Below are 15,725 nucleotides of genomic sequence, written 5' to 3' on the forward strand. Positions count from 1 at the left end.
GGACAATATTCTGTTTTATACGTCTATATAAACAGAATGTGCTAGGAGAGGTAAAATATATCGAAAACCTTACAATCAAATAAGAAAAAACCTAATTACATTTGAGAAATGAATTATTAATCTAATAAAACCAGTACAATTTAATATGAAAAAAAGTGTTATCTCACTTGGGATTTTAGCTGCGGCTCTATCATTTTCACAAGTGCAAGCTCAAATTGTGAAACAGAAGGGTATTACCCAGGAGGAATTAGTAAGACAAATCAATGAAATTGCTAAAGAAAAGGATACGAAAGTTCGTGATGCTGCTTTAACAAAAGAAGCAGAAGCAATGATGGCTAGTAAAAATGAAGAATTTGCTGGCATGGCTAGCTCTTTATTCCGCTTTATAGGTAATGCTGATAAAGCAGAAGAGGCTGATAAATCCCTGATAAAGCGTTTTCCTAAAGGTTCTAAAGCAAGACTAGATGCTTACAATGCCATCTTCAAAACAGAAGGTATTACAGCTGTAGAATTGGAGAAACAATTGGCTGCTTGGGAAAAGAAATTCCCAGCAAAATCCTTTAAAGAAGAAAATAGAGCTATCTATGCACAAGGAAAATCCAGATTAGCAGGTCTATACTTTAAAGAAAAGAATGCTGCAAAAGCGAATGAAATTCTTCAATCGTTAAAATCTGAAGCAGCGTATGCGCAATTAGCGAGTTCCGTAGCCAGTGGATTGGTTAGGGAAAAGGATTATACCAATGCTGAACCAATTTTAGCAGACATCTATCAAGCATCTTATGATGCTTACAACTCTGCTGATGATAAAGTTAAATCTAGTCCTACAGCGAGAGCATATCCTACGATTGCAGGAAACTATGCACCTGCTTTGATCAATGGAGGGAATGCAGAAAAAGGTCTTCAGGTGTATGAAGGTCTATTTAAGGTTGATCCTTATTATTCTTCTGCTCCAGTTTATGTATTGGGTTATGCAGATGGTATCCGTAAGACAGGAAGAGACCTGGATGCCTTTTTGTTTATTGATAATGCGTTGATCCAAAATGGTAAAAATGATGGTTTGATAAAGGTTCAAAAAGAACTTTATGAAAAATTGAATGGAGCGAATGCTAATTTCGATAATTACCTAGCCTCTGTTGACAAAAAAGGTGAAGAAGCCATGATTGCCAAATATAAAGGGGAAATGATCAAAAAAGAAGCACCTTTGTTCTCTTTGGTGGATCGCGACGGTAAAACAGTTTCTTTGGTAGATTATAAAGGAAAAGTGGTTATCTTAGATTTCTGGGCAACTTGGTGTGGTCCATGTATCAATTCATTCCCAGGCATGCAGGCTTCTGTAAACAAGTATAAAGACGATAAGGATGTGGTGTTCTTGTTTATTGATACTTGGCAACGTGAAGAAAACTATAAAGATTTAGTGAACGATTTTATCAAGAAGAACAATTATACTTTCCATGTACTTTTCGATGAAATGAAGGATAGGGAGAAGGCTACAGTGACAGCTTATGAGGTAAAAGGAATTCCTCATAAAGTGGTTATAGATAAAGAAGGCTTCATCCGTTTTGAATCTTCAGGTTCATCTTCAGAAGTGGACAAAATCGTTAAAGAAATGAGTGTTAAGATTGATTTAGCTAAGAACGCGAAATAATCCATAATCTCAAGATATAGTAAAGGAGCGTTGAAATTTCAACGCTCCTTTTGTTTTTCAATAGTAGAATGAAATACCTTGAATATTCTTTATAAGAATGGTTTTATAGAGCTTTTGCACCAGCAGAAGCCACCTCATGATCATCTTCCACAGTACTTCCACTCACGCCGATTGCCCCAATGATAGTGCCGTTGTTATCCTTGATGACAACACCTCCAGGAAAGGTAATCAGTCCATGGTTGGAATGTTCGATATTGTAAAGGGCTCCACCTGGTTGTGATAATTTTCCTATCTCCCCTGTATCCATATTGAAATACCTGGCCGTTCTAGCCTTTTTCTGAGAAATATCAATGGATCCTAACCAAGCATCGTCCATCTTGTTAAAAGCCACTAGATTGGTTCCTGCATCCACCACTGCAATATTCATTTTCACGCCTAATTCTTCCGATTTCTTAATGGCTGCATCAATTATTTGACGAGCTTGATGTAATGTGATGTTACTCATAGATATAATTTTTTAAGTTTATAAGTTAAAGTTATTACATAATTTTACCTCACACTAAAAGGATAGTCTCAAAGAATAAGACAATAGTTTCAGAAATATTTGAATATCTTCGTATTATAAATCCACGGAATCTATCCATAATACCCTATGAATTACACGGTTGAACTTCTTTCTTTACAAACTCCGGAACACCTTCGTTCTGGACAGGAGCATCAAAACCGGTTTGACTGTGGTGATTTTGAGATCAATATTTTTGAGACTTTCCAATCTTCCCTTAAAGTGAAGATAGTATATCCCGGACTGACCATTTCAAGTATGATCAGGGGAAAGAAAACGATCTATACCAATGCAGGTGAGCGTTTTGAATTCCAGCCGGGCACCTCGCTAGTCCTTCCTGAAGGAGAGACGATTTACGCTGATTTTCCGGAGGCAGATGCCAAAAATCCGGTGCAATGTGCGACCATCCTGATCCCGCAAGCTACGTTGGAGAAACAATTGAAATACCTGAATAAAAACTATAAGGAAAATGGCCCTTGGGAGGTGGATTTCAGGCATTTTCATTTCAATAACAATGTAGGTCTTGTCAGATCTTTTAATGAATTATTACAGGCCATCAATCAAGAAAAGAATAATTACCCGCTTTTTGATCTCATACTTAAATCCCTTTTCGTCAGGTTGATCACTGCTCAACAGGAGCATATACAGGTACACGAATTAGGGAAATACCAGCAACAGTTTCTAGATGTCAAAAATTATATCAAGGAACACTTGCATCTTGCAATCAGTACCGAACAACTGATGGATATTGCTAATTGCAGTAAAAGTACCTTGTTTCGGATTTTTGATGCTTATACAGGTAAAACACCTGGGCAATATATTATGCAGGAAAGATTGGCAAAGGCCTGCAATATGCTGCTGCAAGGAGAATTGTCTATTGCAGAAGTTGGATATAGGTCGGGATTTAATTCATCAAGTTATTTTGTTAAACAATTTAGGGCGATGTATCAGTGCACGCCAGGGGAATACGTTAAAAAATTCTGTTAACTGGAAAAATATAATTTTGATAATTTAATTCCAGAAGACTATATTCGTATAACCTAACTAATTGTTAATGAAAAATCTTCCATTATTATTATGGATGATATTTGTTTTTCAGGTTACTGCCTATTCGCAGGATACCTTGAAAGTTCCAGGAGCCAATGACATTCGTATTGTTCAATATCTAGGAGAATATGTAGATTGTAGTGGAAGGGAAAGGGCGATACAGGTTGTTGAGAAATGGAAGCAAGGCAAATTTCAGCCTATGCCAGCAGGTTCAGTTGTAAATCGTGGAATCACGGATTGTACCCACTGGTTTTCCATTAGCATTTCCAACCAGTCTAAATACCGGGAGAACTATTTATGGAGTTTCTACAATGATGGTATTAAATTCAGCCTATTTGAGATGGCTGATTCCTCCAATTTCCTCATATCGAGAAGGGACCAATCCCATTTTATGAAATTGACGGACCGAGAAGTGCCCTTAAGGTCGGTAAGTTTTGAAATACCACTGGAAGCAGGCGAGACCAAAAGTTTTTTGCTAAAAACAGAAGTATTTGGACGGAAAACGCTGTATTTTCCCACCGATATCAGTACCAAAAGTGATATTTTAACCTATGAGTTAGGTTTATCTTTTTTATTGGGAAGGTATTATGGCTTTTTCTTCTTTGCCATGCTTTTTAACTTATTCCTCTTCATCATTCTGAAGAAACGCTTCTATGGCATGATGTTAGGCTACATCAGTTGCCTCGTGGCTTTTAATACAGTGGAGTACCTACATGATGTCTACCTCATCCCTTCTTTTATTTATGAAGGCTGGGCTAGGATCCCAAAATTAAGCTTCCTTGCTTTGACCTTATATTTCAACGTACATGTGTTTATTGCTTTTGTTCAACAGGATAAGTTTTTGCCCAATTATAGCCATCGTTTGAAACTGCTAAATCGGGTAGCGCTCATAGCGGTCTTTTTTTATTTATTGTTGAATTTGCTGCTGCCTCAACATTCCCAAATACTGGAATATTTCCAATACTTTTTTGTTGCGGTGCTGTTGATGCAAACTTTTGGACTGTTGATGAATATCTGGATCGCTATCCGGCAAAGAACTCCTTTTATCATGCATTACCTATTGGGGAATACATTGCTTATTATATCCGTACTGCTCTACTTGTTCAGCTCCCTTAATTATATTCATATTCCTCAATTTATACGGCCTGGGAACATCATATTCGCATTTGCGGTAGAGGTTATCTATTTGATGATCGTATTTACAGTGAAGTATAAACAGGATTTTGAGTTTTTCAAGCGAAGTATTGAACAGAGTGAAGAGAAGAGAAGGCAGTTGGCCCATGAACTGATCATTACCCAGGAAAAGGAAAGATTAAGGATCGCCCAAGATGTACACGATGGTATTGGGGGAACAATCCAAGGACTTCGTCTGCTTCTTTCGAAAGAAAACCTACAGCAATCAGGTAAAGTTCAAGAAATGCTAAAGGGGATAAATTTTGACTTTAAAAGATTGATACATCAGATTGCCCCTAGGAATCTGGAACTGAATGGCCTTTTTGAAACCATCCGATCAGATGTACAAGCTTTTGCCCATCAATTTGAAATCCATCTATCCTGTATAGGGAATGAATATCACATTCCCTGGGACATGAAGGTTCATGTGTTCAGAATCTATCAAGAATTGCTGACCAATGCGGTTAAGCATGCTAAAAATGCCAGCTTGTTTGAAGTTGATCTGGCCGTGGATGAATCGGAAGTCCGTTTGATGGTTCATGATAATGGTCGCTCCGAAGAAATTGATATGGATTTGATCGGAAAGGGGATGGGGATGGGGATGTCGAATCTCCGATCCAGAGTTGATTATTATGATGGAAGTTTTGATTTTATTATTAACAAAGAGGGCTGTTCGGTAAATATCGTTTTGCCACTTAAAAAGAAAGGGATTCAGCATGATTAAATTGGTCAATATTGATAACCACCGGTTATTCTCTGATGGTCTTCACGCGCTTTTAGCGTCGGAGACTGATATGGTCCTTTTACAGCGCTATTCAGATGGAAATCATATCCGAGGGATGTTAAATCAACATGAACCTGATATCATTTTATTGGATATGTATTTGAATGAGCGGTCTGGGATCAGTATTGCCAAGGAAATCAAACAGATCCGACCTCAGGCTAAAATCATTATTTTATCCCTGGAAGTCAACCAAGCTTTTTTCGCGGAATTGAAAGCGATCGGCGTAGAGGGCTATATTTCCAAGGAATTGGATGCGGAGGATTTAATCAGTGTTATTCGTCAGGTATTTGAAGGGAAAAGCATCTATGGCGATGAAAAAACATTGCATAGTACCTCCGAATCCATCATGAAAAATGATTTTGGACTAACCGATCGGGAACTCGAAATTTATAAATTGATAAAAGAAGGAAAATCCAGTCAGGAGATTGCAGAGATCTTACACCGTAGTGTCATGACAATTCGCACCCATCGAAAGAATATCCGTCAGAAATTAAAATCAAGGATCCGCAATCATGATGGCTTGTTCGATTGATCAAGGCAGGTTCTAAAAGGACTAAACAAAACCCAATAGTTAAATTTATGTTATTTTTTCTGATTAACATTTATGTTACAGAAAAGTGGCTGATTATTTTTTTACATTTAACGAAAATTTTAAAAAAAGGTTTTTGATGTCTACCAATTATGACAATAAATGCTTTACTATATGAGGCATTTATTAAAATTATTTTTAGTTTCCTGCATTTCTTTCCTTGCTTTTCAAGCGAATGCCCAGGAATTCGGGGAGTTGAATGGTACAGTGATCGATAGTGCCCGAAATGCGGTTGAAGGTGCCAAGGTTTTTCTGATATCCGGAAAAGATACACTTAAGACTTCCAGTAATAAGAAAGGGGAATTCAGCTTTAAAAAGGTGAAGATTGGAACAGCGGAATTGCAGGTTTCCAACATATCTTCCGAAATGGAAGTGCGCAGCGTCGAAATCTCTGATAAGCCAACCACTGTACGTATCGTGCTCAAAATTAAGACCATTCAATTGGAGGAATTGGTGATCAATAAAAAGCCCAATCCGATTACCATCAAAAAGGATACAGTAGAATACAATGCGGCGGCATTTGATGTCTTGGAAGGGGATAATCTTGCCGACCTCATCAAACAACTTCCTGGGCTGGTGGTGGATGAGAACAACAAGGTGGAATCCAATGGGAAGCCGGTCATGAAACTACGGGTAAATGGGGAAGATTTTTTTACCAATAACCTGGATGATTTTATCAAGAAATTGCCGGCTGAAATAGTTTCCAAGATCCAGATCATTGAGGATTATGGTGATGAAGCTAATTTCACGGGGGTGAAGACCGGAGAACCTGGTAAACTGATCAATATTGAAACGAAGCCGGGCATGAACAAGGGCAAGTTTGGAAATGCCAATGCCGAGACCGCAAGTAACGATAAGGCAGAGATCGGTGGAGATTTTAGTTTTTGGAAAGAAAAGCAACAGAATGGCGCTCGATTTAACGTGATGACGGAAAATAATGGTGCCGGCATCAATCAATCCTTTAATCTGTCTGTCAATCATCGGAATAAATTCAAGGAAAAAGGGAATTATAATTTTGGATATAATGGGCGTGGAAATCTTTCTGCATTTACCAATGAATCCTTTGTCGAAACCGTAAGTACCATTGGGACCTATTACAACAATTCTAATAGTGAAGGAGATAATGGGGGATCGAACCATAATCTTACTGCAGGATTAAATAATAGAACGGATAAATGGTTTATCAATTCAGACATCAATCTGGGTTTTGGTAAGATGACCAATTCCAATATTTCGGCAAACAATCAAACCGGAGCGATGAAACAGGGCTTTCGGAATGAAAACGAAAATACTTCCAGAACCCCGAATGTAGGGGTTAGCCTGATGTTGAACCGCAAATTGAAAGAAGGTAAAAAATATATCTCGGGTAATTTCCATTACAATCGTAGCAGTTCAGAATCCCTGCAATCCATTTTGAGCAATACCCTATATTACGATCAAACTTCTGGCGATCTTTTAAAGGACTCCTTATTGCATCGGAATATTACGAACGATAATAAATCGGAGTCGTTAAATTTCAGTACCGGATATAATTTTTCCATCGGAAAGAGTAAGAAGGATTCTTTATTGCGTAGATCGATCAGCTTGAACTATCGGTTTAACTTCTCCAAATCGACTAACAATTTGGCCACTTCGGTATTGGATACAGCCAGTAGGGATTTCTATTATGTAGATTCCTTAAGCTCCTACATGCGGAACCAGGTCATCGCGCAGACCATTGGGGTTAATTATAATTATTCAAAGCAAAAGACCAATTTCTCTGCAGGAATCAATTTCAATCCCTTGTTGCAGAAGAATTATTATGCGCAGTTGGATCAAGAAATTGAGAACAATTCCCTCAACTTTTCACCTGTACTGAATTTTAGCACTCAGGTAAAACCTGGAAAAACAATAGCTGTGAGCTATAATGGTAGAAACTCGGCACCCTCCCAATTCCAATTACAGCCAATTCCAAATACCCGGAACTTGCAGAATATCATCATCGGTAATCCTGATCTGAAACCATTTTTTTCGCATAATTTCAGTTCGAATTATAATTTCGTCAAACAGGAAACGGGAAAAAGCTTGATGGTATCTGCCAATTTCAGTACCATTCAGGATCAAGTGGTGGAGAATATCATCATCCTACCGGATACCCTGGGTAGTTTTAAAAGGGAAACACGCTATATCAATGCCAATGGAAACTATAATCTGGGAGGTAATTATACTTTTACTTTGCCAATGAAGGATAAGAAGTGGCGCTTGACATATGATGGTAGTATCGGCGTTTCCAATAGGATCCAATATATTGACAATGAAGGGTATTCCAATGAAGGATTGAATTATTCGCAGGCCCTTTCCATGAACATGAATATGAAAACGGTAATCCTGACCACCCGATTAAATTATAATCAGGTGAACAACAATAATATTGTTGGACTTTCGAACATGATGGGTTTTGGAGGGGGAATGGATCCGGTGTTCAATATTGGGCAGATGACGGCAAAGAACTTCTTCACGACCAAATCATTTGGTGCTTCCTGGAACGGTCGATTGAACCTTCCAAAGGTAAAGATCAATAGTAATGTAAATTACTCCTTTAGCCGAAATGAGAATCCATCTTTACAAGAGTCCATCCGTAAGCTCCATAACCTGAATATGGCAGTTAACGGTAGAGTAGAATTCCTGAAAACTTATCAGGCAGAATTCAATACGAGTAAACGGATCAATACGGGCTATGCATTGGCGAATCAGAACCCTTTGTTGATCGGATTGGGCATCACCAAGATGTTCCTGAAGAACAAAAACCTGTTTTTATCAGCTCGGGTGAGTGATCTACTGAACCAAGGAAATATGTTGAATAGACAGGTGATGGGTAACTCCATTATCGATTCCAGAACGAATGTGATCACGCGGGTATTTTCCTTGAACCTTCGGTACGATCTTTCCAGATTTGGCGGACGAGGTGTACATATTCGGGTAGACCCTGATTTGTAATAGCTTGTTATTATTTCGGTATATTTGAATCCAACATTCGCATTAATATGATTCCTGAAGACCTGATCAAACAGATAGCATTTATAAAAGAGATCGATAAACTGAAATATATCGAAAGACAGACGCGACTATTGAACAGCAATAGGAGGGAGAATGATGCGGAACATAGTTGGCATTTGGCGATGATGGCTATCGTATTGCAACAGCATGCCAATGAAGAAGTGGATGTCCTTAAAGTGGTTAAAATGGTTCTGATCCACGATATCGTGGAGATCGACGCTGGCGATACCTTTATCTACGACAGCCTAAAAAGTCATGATAATACGGAGGAGGAGCGTCTAGCGGCAAAACGGATATTTGGAATATTACCGAAGGAACAAGCAGAAGAATTTACAGCAATTTGGGAAGAATTTGAGCTTGGAGAAAGTATGGAGGCAAAATTTGCACGTACGATGGATAGATTGGAGCCCCTGCTCCAAAATTACTCCAATAATGGCGGTACCTGGAATATGCCTGGGGTTACCTACGAGAAGGTCTATGCAAAGAAAAGCGTCATGAAATATGGTTCCAGCAGCATTTGGGATTATGCTGAAGGACTGATTCAAGATGCGGTTGAAAAAGGGATCTTAAAGAAATCCTAAACAGGATTTCTTTAGCTCATTAATTTCTTATTTTTTTCACCAAAACGACAGCTAAGGTTAAAACAGCTATCAATAAGATTAAACCTACAAGGATTATTAATATTTCGTTTGTGCCGATGTAAGATAGATTCATAATTTTTGTTTTTAATATGGTATATCGAAGGTAATTAATCTTGGATATAATTCAAATAGTGAATTACTAATATTTTTTGGACAAAAAAAGAGGAAGACTAATCTTCCTCTATGATTTCTGCTACTCGGCCAATCTGGCCATCGGTTAATCTTACTTTAATTCCTCGGCTATGGTATGCGGCTGAGGTTAATATATCTTTCACAATACCTTCTGTTAAATTTCCAGATCGTTGATCCTTCTTAAGGATGATGTTAACGACTATGCCTGGCTTGATATTGCTTCTGCTATTTGGATCGCTCATGATAATTTCTTTTTACAAAAATAACCAATTTTCGAGATTATAAACGGTAGGTAAAAGCGTTGATGTTCATACCAGCTCCAACTGAAGCAAATAAAATCACATCACCCTTGTTTAATTCATGTTTTTCCATCAATCCTTTGATGATCAGATCGTATAAAGTAGGGATAGTCGCCACGCTGCTGTTCCCAAATTTATTGATCGTCATCGGCATGATATGTTCTGGTGGAGTCATGTCATACAGGCCATAGAAGCGTTCAACAATGGCTTCATCCATTTTTTCATTGGCTTGATGGATCAGGATTTTCTTGATGTCGGTAATGGCAATGTTTCCTTTCTCTAAACATTGCTGCATGGCCAAAGGTACTTTGGTAAGAGCAAATTCATAGATCTTGCGACCTTTCATTTTAATATAACGCGTATCCTGTTCCGCCTCTTTATTGTACGAAGGACCAAAGAATAGATAGCCCGCTTCGTTCAAGGCATAGGTTGCACTTGCATAGGATAACATCCCCTCATCAGCTGTAGTTCCTTCAACGACTACGGCACCAGCTCCATCTGCATAGATCATGGAATCACGATCGGAAGGGTCTATTAAACGGGATAAGGTTTCCGTACCGATTACCAAACATCGTTTTGCCATTCCGGAACGGATAAAGGCATTTGCTTGTAACATTCCTTCGATCCAACCTGGACAGCCGAATAATAAATCATAGGCCACACAATTAGGATTTTCAATACCTAATTTCTGCTTAACCCGACTGGCCAGGCTAGGTACTGTATCGGATTGGATAGTACCAGAAGGCACATCTCCATAATTATGGGCAACAATGATATAATCCAGGGTTTCCTTGTCCACTCCAGCGTCTTCGATCGCTTTTTCGGATGCAAAGAAGGCAAGATCTGAACTGACCAATTCTTTGGAGGCATATCTACGCTCTTCAATCCCGGTAATATCCTTGAATTTACGAATGATAGATTCTGGGTTTTTGATTGGCGAGCCTGCTTCATCTAAAAAGATGTGGTTCTCGAAATCTGCATTTTTTATCTTGGTATCAGGTATAAAGCTACCGGATCCGACTATTTTGATGTTCATGTTCAGCAAAGGTAAATTTAATGTTAAAGCCTTTATTTATTCTAAATATATTACAATTTAGTCAATTGAAAGCATAAAAAACAAAATATTATTCTTTTTGTCGTGAACCGTTTGTTAAAATGGTCTACCAGTAGCTTTGTTTTTACTATTTTTTGAATTGAAATTAGCTTTTGAATAATGCTTTTTTCAGTGCTTGAGCAGCTTGCTCAACCGAACATTTGACGGCTTCTATATGATTTAATGGATTTAATAAACCATAATCATGGATAAAACCGTTGTATGTTTGGATGGTTGTTGGAACGCCTGCTTCATCCAGTTTCCTTCCGTAATCCAAGCCTTCATCAAATAGGATATCATTTTCAGCCAATTGAATCAATGCTGGTGGCAAGCCTTTCAATTTTTCCAAATCTGCTTGGAAAGGTGAAGCGTAGTATTCTTTTCTTTTAGCTACATCAGGCAGATAATTATCCCACATCCATTTCATCATGCCAACAGTTAAGAATCGACCTTCTGCATATTTCTTCCAGGATTCCCGTTCGAAATTCGCATCAGTAACCGGCCACAACAACAATTGGAATTTTATTTCGGGACCTGATTTATCTTTTGCCATCAAACAGGTCACTGCCGACATATTTCCACCCACACTATTCCCAGCCACGGCAAGGTTCTTGCCATCGAAACCAATTTCATCACCATGCGCTGCAACCCATTTGGTTGCTGCATAAATTTCATTGATGGCAGTAGGGTATTTCGCTTCCGGAGATCGGGTATAATCAACGAATACGGCTGCTGCACCACTTTGAACTACAAGATCCCTAACCAATCTTTTATGTGTTGGGTAATCTCCCAGTATCCAACCACCGCCATGAATAAAGATGAACACCGGTAATTTTTTATCCGTTGTACCTTCAGGTTTTACTATAACTGTTTTAACAGTTAGTCCGTCCTGTTCGATCGTTTTTTCTTCTTCTGTGATTCCGGAATAATCCACCTTTACGGATTTCTGGGCATCTTCCAATACTTTTCTGGCATCTTCTGGGGCCAATGTTTCCAGTGGTTTATCACCGCTATTGTTCAATCCATCTAGAAATTCGCGTATTTCTTTGAAAATGTTGGGGTCTTTTTCTGCTTTGATCGTATCAGCCATAATGATTGTTTTAAAGATTATTTTTCAATAGTTTCTTTATTAGTAACAATCTGTAGGGGTGATGGTTTTTTTCATTGGAGGATTGCAAGTACGAAGTTTTTCCAAAAGTCTGTTCTGGGAATAATCATCAGCAACAGGATCTCAGCTATCCAACATCCTAAAAATAGGAGGTAGGGGCTTTTTAAAATAAGTTTTTGATAATTTATTTTTTCAAAAATAAGTATTGAAAAACTTACTAGAATAGGGAGTAGGACAGCTGCGAGTAATCCAGATCCTGGATGGATCTGATTAAGTAATCTGGACATTCCAGGGTTTAGGATTACCAGGGAACAAGCAATAATAAAGGCAACATGCCATCGCTGATTTCTTGAATTCATCATAGCAATGGTAAAATAGACCCCTAAAGATAGGGCATCAATAAACCCGATAAAGGAGGTCATCAAGGCTTTTTGTATGGAATATTCAAATTCACGTTCTGTTTGTTGCAAAACCAATAATAGGATACTAATAATCAAAAGCGGGATGAGGACGTAGGCAGTTTTACCTAATGATCGATGCAATCTCCATTTTCCTTTTGCTATCAGGATTGGCTGGATGATGAGTAGCACAAACCAACCTACAAATCCAATGAAATGGAGGTGGATCAGTAAGGGGAAATGTGAGAAATTGGGGAGGTGGCTAATATAAGAAGTATAAAAACCAGCTAGGGAAATTAATATAATCAGCATGAAGAGGCTGAAAATGAGCTTTATATTCCTGTCCATAAGATGTTGATTGGTTAATAATTGGACAATATGATAGTTATAAAAATAAACGAAATTTGCTTTTTACAATCAAAAAAAATCTACCTAAAAAGGTAGATTTTCTATTTTGTTTATTATTGAATAATGGAGACTAGTTCATGACATAATTTTTTTCTGCCTCCAATTCTAAATCTGTAACAACCTTTACATACATTCTGAATTCACCCAGATTAACATAATTTGTAGTTCCATTAACTTGAATAAACATGACCCGATAAAATTTAGATTGAAGTTGGGTTGGGAGATCAAAAGTTTTTTCTAAAGTTGGAGAATTGGTGTTTGTCACATCCAAAACTTCGGACGTCCATTCCCTTTTCCAAGTTGTACCATCTTCACTTGTTTCAACTCCTATAATTTCTGGCCTGCCCGCCGGAGAGTTTCTGCCTTGCCGCCAGAAATATCCTATTCTATCAACTTTTGTCGGTTCATTATAATTCACTTTGATCCAATGGGGTAAAGGGGCAACCCCAGAAGACCAAGCGGTATGCCAATAGGTGGCGATGTTATTGTCTACAAGATTTGATTTCGGTCCTTCAGTAGTCTCCTGTGTAAAGGTTTCCGTCATATTATCCCGAATATCTATTTTATTGAATTGGGTGACAATGGGTCTTTTTATAGGCCGAACAGAAGTGCTCTTCAAAGATTCCGTGCCATAAGTCTTGCTTTGCTTATGATGATGTACGGTTTGGAGTTCAAAAGTATATTCATTTTTATTAAGTAAACCACTGATCTGTACAGAATCGGTATATTTCGAAACATTAACTACTTTAGTTATGCCACCTGATTGGTACTTTATTTCAACATAAGTGAAATTGCTGTCTTTTGGCAATGTCCATTTTAGTAATGCTCCACCTACTATTGGTTTTGTACTCAATGTTGAAATATTGGAAGGGATAGGAGCAATGTCCTTCTCCTTGCTGCAACTGATCGCAAGAGTTGCAAAGAGTAAGTATATAATTAGTTTTTTCATAATTAATTATCAAAATTTAATAGCCGATATTTTGTACGATATTGGGATTCTTATTGATATCTGCTGTAGGAATTGGCATTAAATAGAAATCTGGAGAGCGAAATGCCCGAGGAAACTGAACTGTCACGATATTAAAAAATACATTATCAGTAGTTCCATTGATATTTAGGCCCTTAGCTTGGGTTCCTAATGCAGCTTCCGCTTCCACCCATCTCCTTAAATCCCAAAATCGGTGGTTTTCCAGGTAAAACTCAATCGTGCGTTCTTGTCGAACTATACTTCTCAATTGTTCTTGAGTCGTTGCACCTCCGATTGGAGCCCATGATACATCGATCTTAGGAATGCCTGCACGAACCCTAACCTTATCGATATACGTTTTTGCCAATGGAATATTCCCTGCGTCATATTCAATCAACGCTTCAGCATAGCCCAAGTATAATTCTGCTAAACGAATTAATGGCCAAGGATAAGATTCTGTAATCGTAGGCTGCATCTCTCGATCTTGGGATGCTCCAAATTGAGGGCTGACCCCTTTTTTATTTAAAAATCCGGTTGGCGAATAATTGTTACTTCTTCCTTTTATTCCATGAGCATCATTCTTTCTGAACTGCGTTAATGTTCTATTGGATCCATCAGGTCGTAGTACCTCGTAATACCCATTATGGTAAGCAATCCAAGCTTCATATCGAGGTTCCCTGTTCAAATTCAGATTCAAGGTACTACCTCCGGATGCTGCATTGCCTATCCCATATCTGCCTGCATAATCATAGGCCGGGTCCTTATCAATTGGAAGCCCATTTTTGCTATAAAACTTTTCCAACATCGATATGGTTGGTGAAATACCATTATAAGCTCCGGGGTTTAAATAAGGAGTGCTTTTGTTCTGAAAATCGTAAGTTCCTTCCCTGCGCGTATCTGTCCATATTAATTCACTGGAATATTTGTCAATAAAAGTATACCGCAAATCTTTTTGAGTCTGGTTTGTAGGAAGCCCCGTAACCTGTGAGTTTTCATATAATACATGCCCATTGGATTCAGCTAATTCTATAGCTTCCTTATAAGCGTCGATGGCGGCTTTCCATTTTTCTTTATCGTAACTGGTTGGAATAAGTAATTTCCCATCATTGTTTTTGAAATCTGCATAAAAGCTTGGCCTATGTCCTCCACCTCCATTGAATAAAGGTGAGGCCGCATATAATAACATCCGAGCTTTTATGGATTTTGCGGCAATTTTTGTGGCGAGGCCATATTGTGAGCCTATGCGTTTTGGGGGTAATATTTCCGCCGCCTCATCCAATTTGGTTACAATAAAATTAACCGACTCTTCATAAGTTGCTCGAGCCTTATATCCAGAAGCGGGTTGTTCTAAATCTTCCACACCTTCTACAAGGATGATAGGGCCATACATTCTGGCCAATAAAAAATGATAATAACCAATCAGGAACTTTGCCTGTGCTAGGTAATCTTCTTTTTTAGCGTCCGAAAGCCCTGGGATTTTATCTAAATTGACGATAAGTAAGTTTGTTTGTCGTATGCCCTTATACAGATTTGCCCAATAAGTGATTACCGGGTTAGAGGCTGAAAATGTTCCCTTTGGGAATTGGGCAAAAGACTCATGTTCAAAAGAAGAAATTACCTCATCTGTTGTCATAAGATCAATGGAATACGTGCCGTTTCGAACGGTCGGTAAAAAGCTGTAGCAGGTATAAAGGAATCGTTCTGCTGCAAACTCATCCTTAAAGGCATCTTTTTCTGTTGGTCTTTCATCTGGTACTACATCCAAGAATTGGTTACATCCCATCATAAAAATGGATATGAACAGGAGCAATGGTATGGTTCTAAAATATTTTTTCATAATGTT

Annotated in this window: 13 protein-coding genes; 6 read left to right on the forward strand and 7 right to left on the reverse strand. The window is 38.3% G+C overall.

Translation table 11 applies throughout. From position 1 onward, the window contains the following. Positions 1–145 precede the first annotated feature (145 nt). Positions 146–1,645 carry a TlpA disulfide reductase family protein gene (locus E3D81_RS12660; RefSeq protein WP_134777642.1) on the forward strand — a complete coding sequence of 500 codons (1,500 nt, stop codon included), beginning with the start codon at positions 146–148 and terminating at the stop codon, positions 1,643–1,645. A 103-nt stretch (positions 1,646–1,748) separates the two neighbouring features. Here E3D81_RS12660 and E3D81_RS12665 read toward each other — a convergent pair whose 3' ends face one another. Continuing rightward, the gene (locus tag E3D81_RS12665) at positions 1,749–2,150 is read right to left on the reverse strand and encodes a GlcG/HbpS family heme-binding protein (RefSeq protein WP_134777643.1); all 402 of its coding nucleotides are present in this window, start codon (positions 2,148–2,150) and stop codon (positions 1,749–1,751) included. A 147-nt stretch (positions 2,151–2,297) separates the two neighbouring features. Here E3D81_RS12665 and E3D81_RS12670 point away from each other — a divergent pair, with 147 nt between their 5' ends. From E3D81_RS12670 to E3D81_RS12690, 5 genes are all read left to right on the forward strand, one after another. Then, entirely contained in the window at positions 2,298–3,194 is an 897-nt protein-coding gene (locus E3D81_RS12670; protein WP_134777644.1) for a helix-turn-helix domain-containing protein, read from the forward strand. A 67-nt stretch (positions 3,195–3,261) separates the two neighbouring features. Then, positions 3,262–5,151 (forward strand): ATP-binding protein, encoded by a 1,890-nt coding sequence (locus E3D81_RS12675; RefSeq protein WP_134777645.1) that lies wholly within the window; start codon positions 3,262–3,264, stop codon positions 5,149–5,151. Continuing rightward, the gene (locus tag E3D81_RS12680) at positions 5,144–5,743 is read left to right on the forward strand and encodes a response regulator (protein ID WP_134777646.1); all 600 of its coding nucleotides are present in this window, start codon (positions 5,144–5,146) and stop codon (positions 5,741–5,743) included. Before E3D81_RS12675 ends, E3D81_RS12680 begins: the two co-directional genes overlap by 8 nt. A 171-nt stretch (positions 5,744–5,914) precedes the next feature. Next, complete coding sequence (locus E3D81_RS12685) at positions 5,915–8,776, forward strand: outer membrane beta-barrel protein (RefSeq protein WP_167554292.1); 2,862 nt, start codon at positions 5,915–5,917, stop codon at positions 8,774–8,776. Between the two features lie 47 nt (positions 8,777–8,823). Then, a complete protein-coding gene (locus tag E3D81_RS12690; RefSeq protein WP_134777648.1) occupies positions 8,824–9,417 on the forward strand; it encodes an HD domain-containing protein in 594 nt (197 codons plus the stop codon). Positions 9,418–9,647: 230 nt separating this feature from the next. On the opposite strand, the gene E3D81_RS12695 is transcribed toward E3D81_RS12690, so the two are convergent. From E3D81_RS12695 to E3D81_RS12720, 6 genes are all read right to left on the reverse strand, one after another. Continuing rightward, on the reverse strand, positions 9,648–9,851 hold the full coding sequence (locus E3D81_RS12695; protein ID WP_099367896.1) for a YwbE family protein: 204 nt from the start codon (positions 9,849–9,851) through the stop codon (positions 9,648–9,650). Positions 9,852–9,888: 37 nt separating this feature from the next. After that, positions 9,889–10,944 (reverse strand): 3-oxoacyl-ACP synthase III family protein, encoded by a 1,056-nt coding sequence (locus E3D81_RS12700; RefSeq protein ID WP_099367895.1) that lies wholly within the window; start codon positions 10,942–10,944, stop codon positions 9,889–9,891. 163 nt (positions 10,945–11,107) lie between these two features. Beyond that, positions 11,108–12,091: an alpha/beta hydrolase gene (locus E3D81_RS12705; protein WP_134777649.1), complete on the reverse strand. Its 984-nt coding sequence runs from the start codon at positions 12,089–12,091 to the stop codon at positions 11,108–11,110. A 71-nt stretch (positions 12,092–12,162) separates the two neighbouring features. Beyond that, entirely contained in the window at positions 12,163–12,855 is a 693-nt protein-coding gene (locus tag E3D81_RS12710; RefSeq protein ID WP_167554293.1) for a hypothetical protein, read from the reverse strand. A 130-nt stretch (positions 12,856–12,985) separates the two neighbouring features. Further along, entirely contained in the window at positions 12,986–13,864 is an 879-nt protein-coding gene (locus E3D81_RS12715) for a DUF4959 domain-containing protein (RefSeq protein ID WP_134777651.1), read from the reverse strand. A 16-nt stretch (positions 13,865–13,880) separates the two neighbouring features. Beyond that, the gene (locus E3D81_RS12720) at positions 13,881–15,719 is read right to left on the reverse strand and encodes a RagB/SusD family nutrient uptake outer membrane protein (RefSeq protein ID WP_134777652.1); all 1,839 of its coding nucleotides are present in this window, start codon (positions 15,717–15,719) and stop codon (positions 13,881–13,883) included. Positions 15,720–15,725: the final 6 nt, after the last annotated feature.

The organism is Sphingobacterium sp. CZ-2 (assembly GCF_004526235.1).
GTDB lineage: Bacteria > Bacteroidota > Bacteroidia > Sphingobacteriales > Sphingobacteriaceae > Sphingobacterium > Sphingobacterium tenebrionis.

Bases quoted from the DNA above. Each gene is read 5' to 3' on its own strand.
- E3D81_RS12680 (WP_134777646.1), top strand. From the start codon at position 5,144: ATGATTAAATTGGTCAATATTGATAACCACCGGTTATTCTCTGATGGT.
- E3D81_RS12700 (WP_099367895.1), bottom strand. From the start codon at position 10,944: ATGAACATCAAAATAGTCGGATCCGGTAGCTTTATACCTGATACCAAG.
- E3D81_RS12715 (WP_134777651.1), bottom strand. From the start codon at position 13,864: ATGAAAAAACTAATTATATACTTACTCTTTGCAACTCTTGCGATCAGT.
- E3D81_RS12695 (WP_099367896.1), bottom strand. From the start codon at position 9,851: ATGAGCGATCCAAATAGCAGAAGCAATATCAAGCCAGGCATAGTCGTT.
- E3D81_RS12720 (WP_134777652.1), bottom strand. From the start codon at position 15,719: ATGAAAAAATATTTTAGAACCATACCATTGCTCCTGTTCATATCCATT.
- E3D81_RS12660 (WP_134777642.1), top strand. From the start codon at position 146: ATGAAAAAAAGTGTTATCTCACTTGGGATTTTAGCTGCGGCTCTATCA.
- E3D81_RS12690 (WP_134777648.1), top strand. From the start codon at position 8,824: ATGATTCCTGAAGACCTGATCAAACAGATAGCATTTATAAAAGAGATC.
- E3D81_RS12665 (WP_134777643.1), bottom strand. From the start codon at position 2,150: ATGAGTAACATCACATTACATCAAGCTCGTCAAATAATTGATGCAGCC.
- E3D81_RS12670 (WP_134777644.1), top strand. From the start codon at position 2,298: ATGAATTACACGGTTGAACTTCTTTCTTTACAAACTCCGGAACACCTT.
- E3D81_RS12675 (WP_134777645.1), top strand. From the start codon at position 3,262: ATGAAAAATCTTCCATTATTATTATGGATGATATTTGTTTTTCAGGTT.
- E3D81_RS12710 (WP_167554293.1), bottom strand. From the start codon at position 12,855: ATGGACAGGAATATAAAGCTCATTTTCAGCCTCTTCATGCTGATTATA.
- E3D81_RS12705 (WP_134777649.1), bottom strand. From the start codon at position 12,091: ATGGCTGATACGATCAAAGCAGAAAAAGACCCCAACATTTTCAAAGAA.
- E3D81_RS12685 (WP_167554292.1), top strand. From the start codon at position 5,915: ATGAGGCATTTATTAAAATTATTTTTAGTTTCCTGCATTTCTTTCCTT.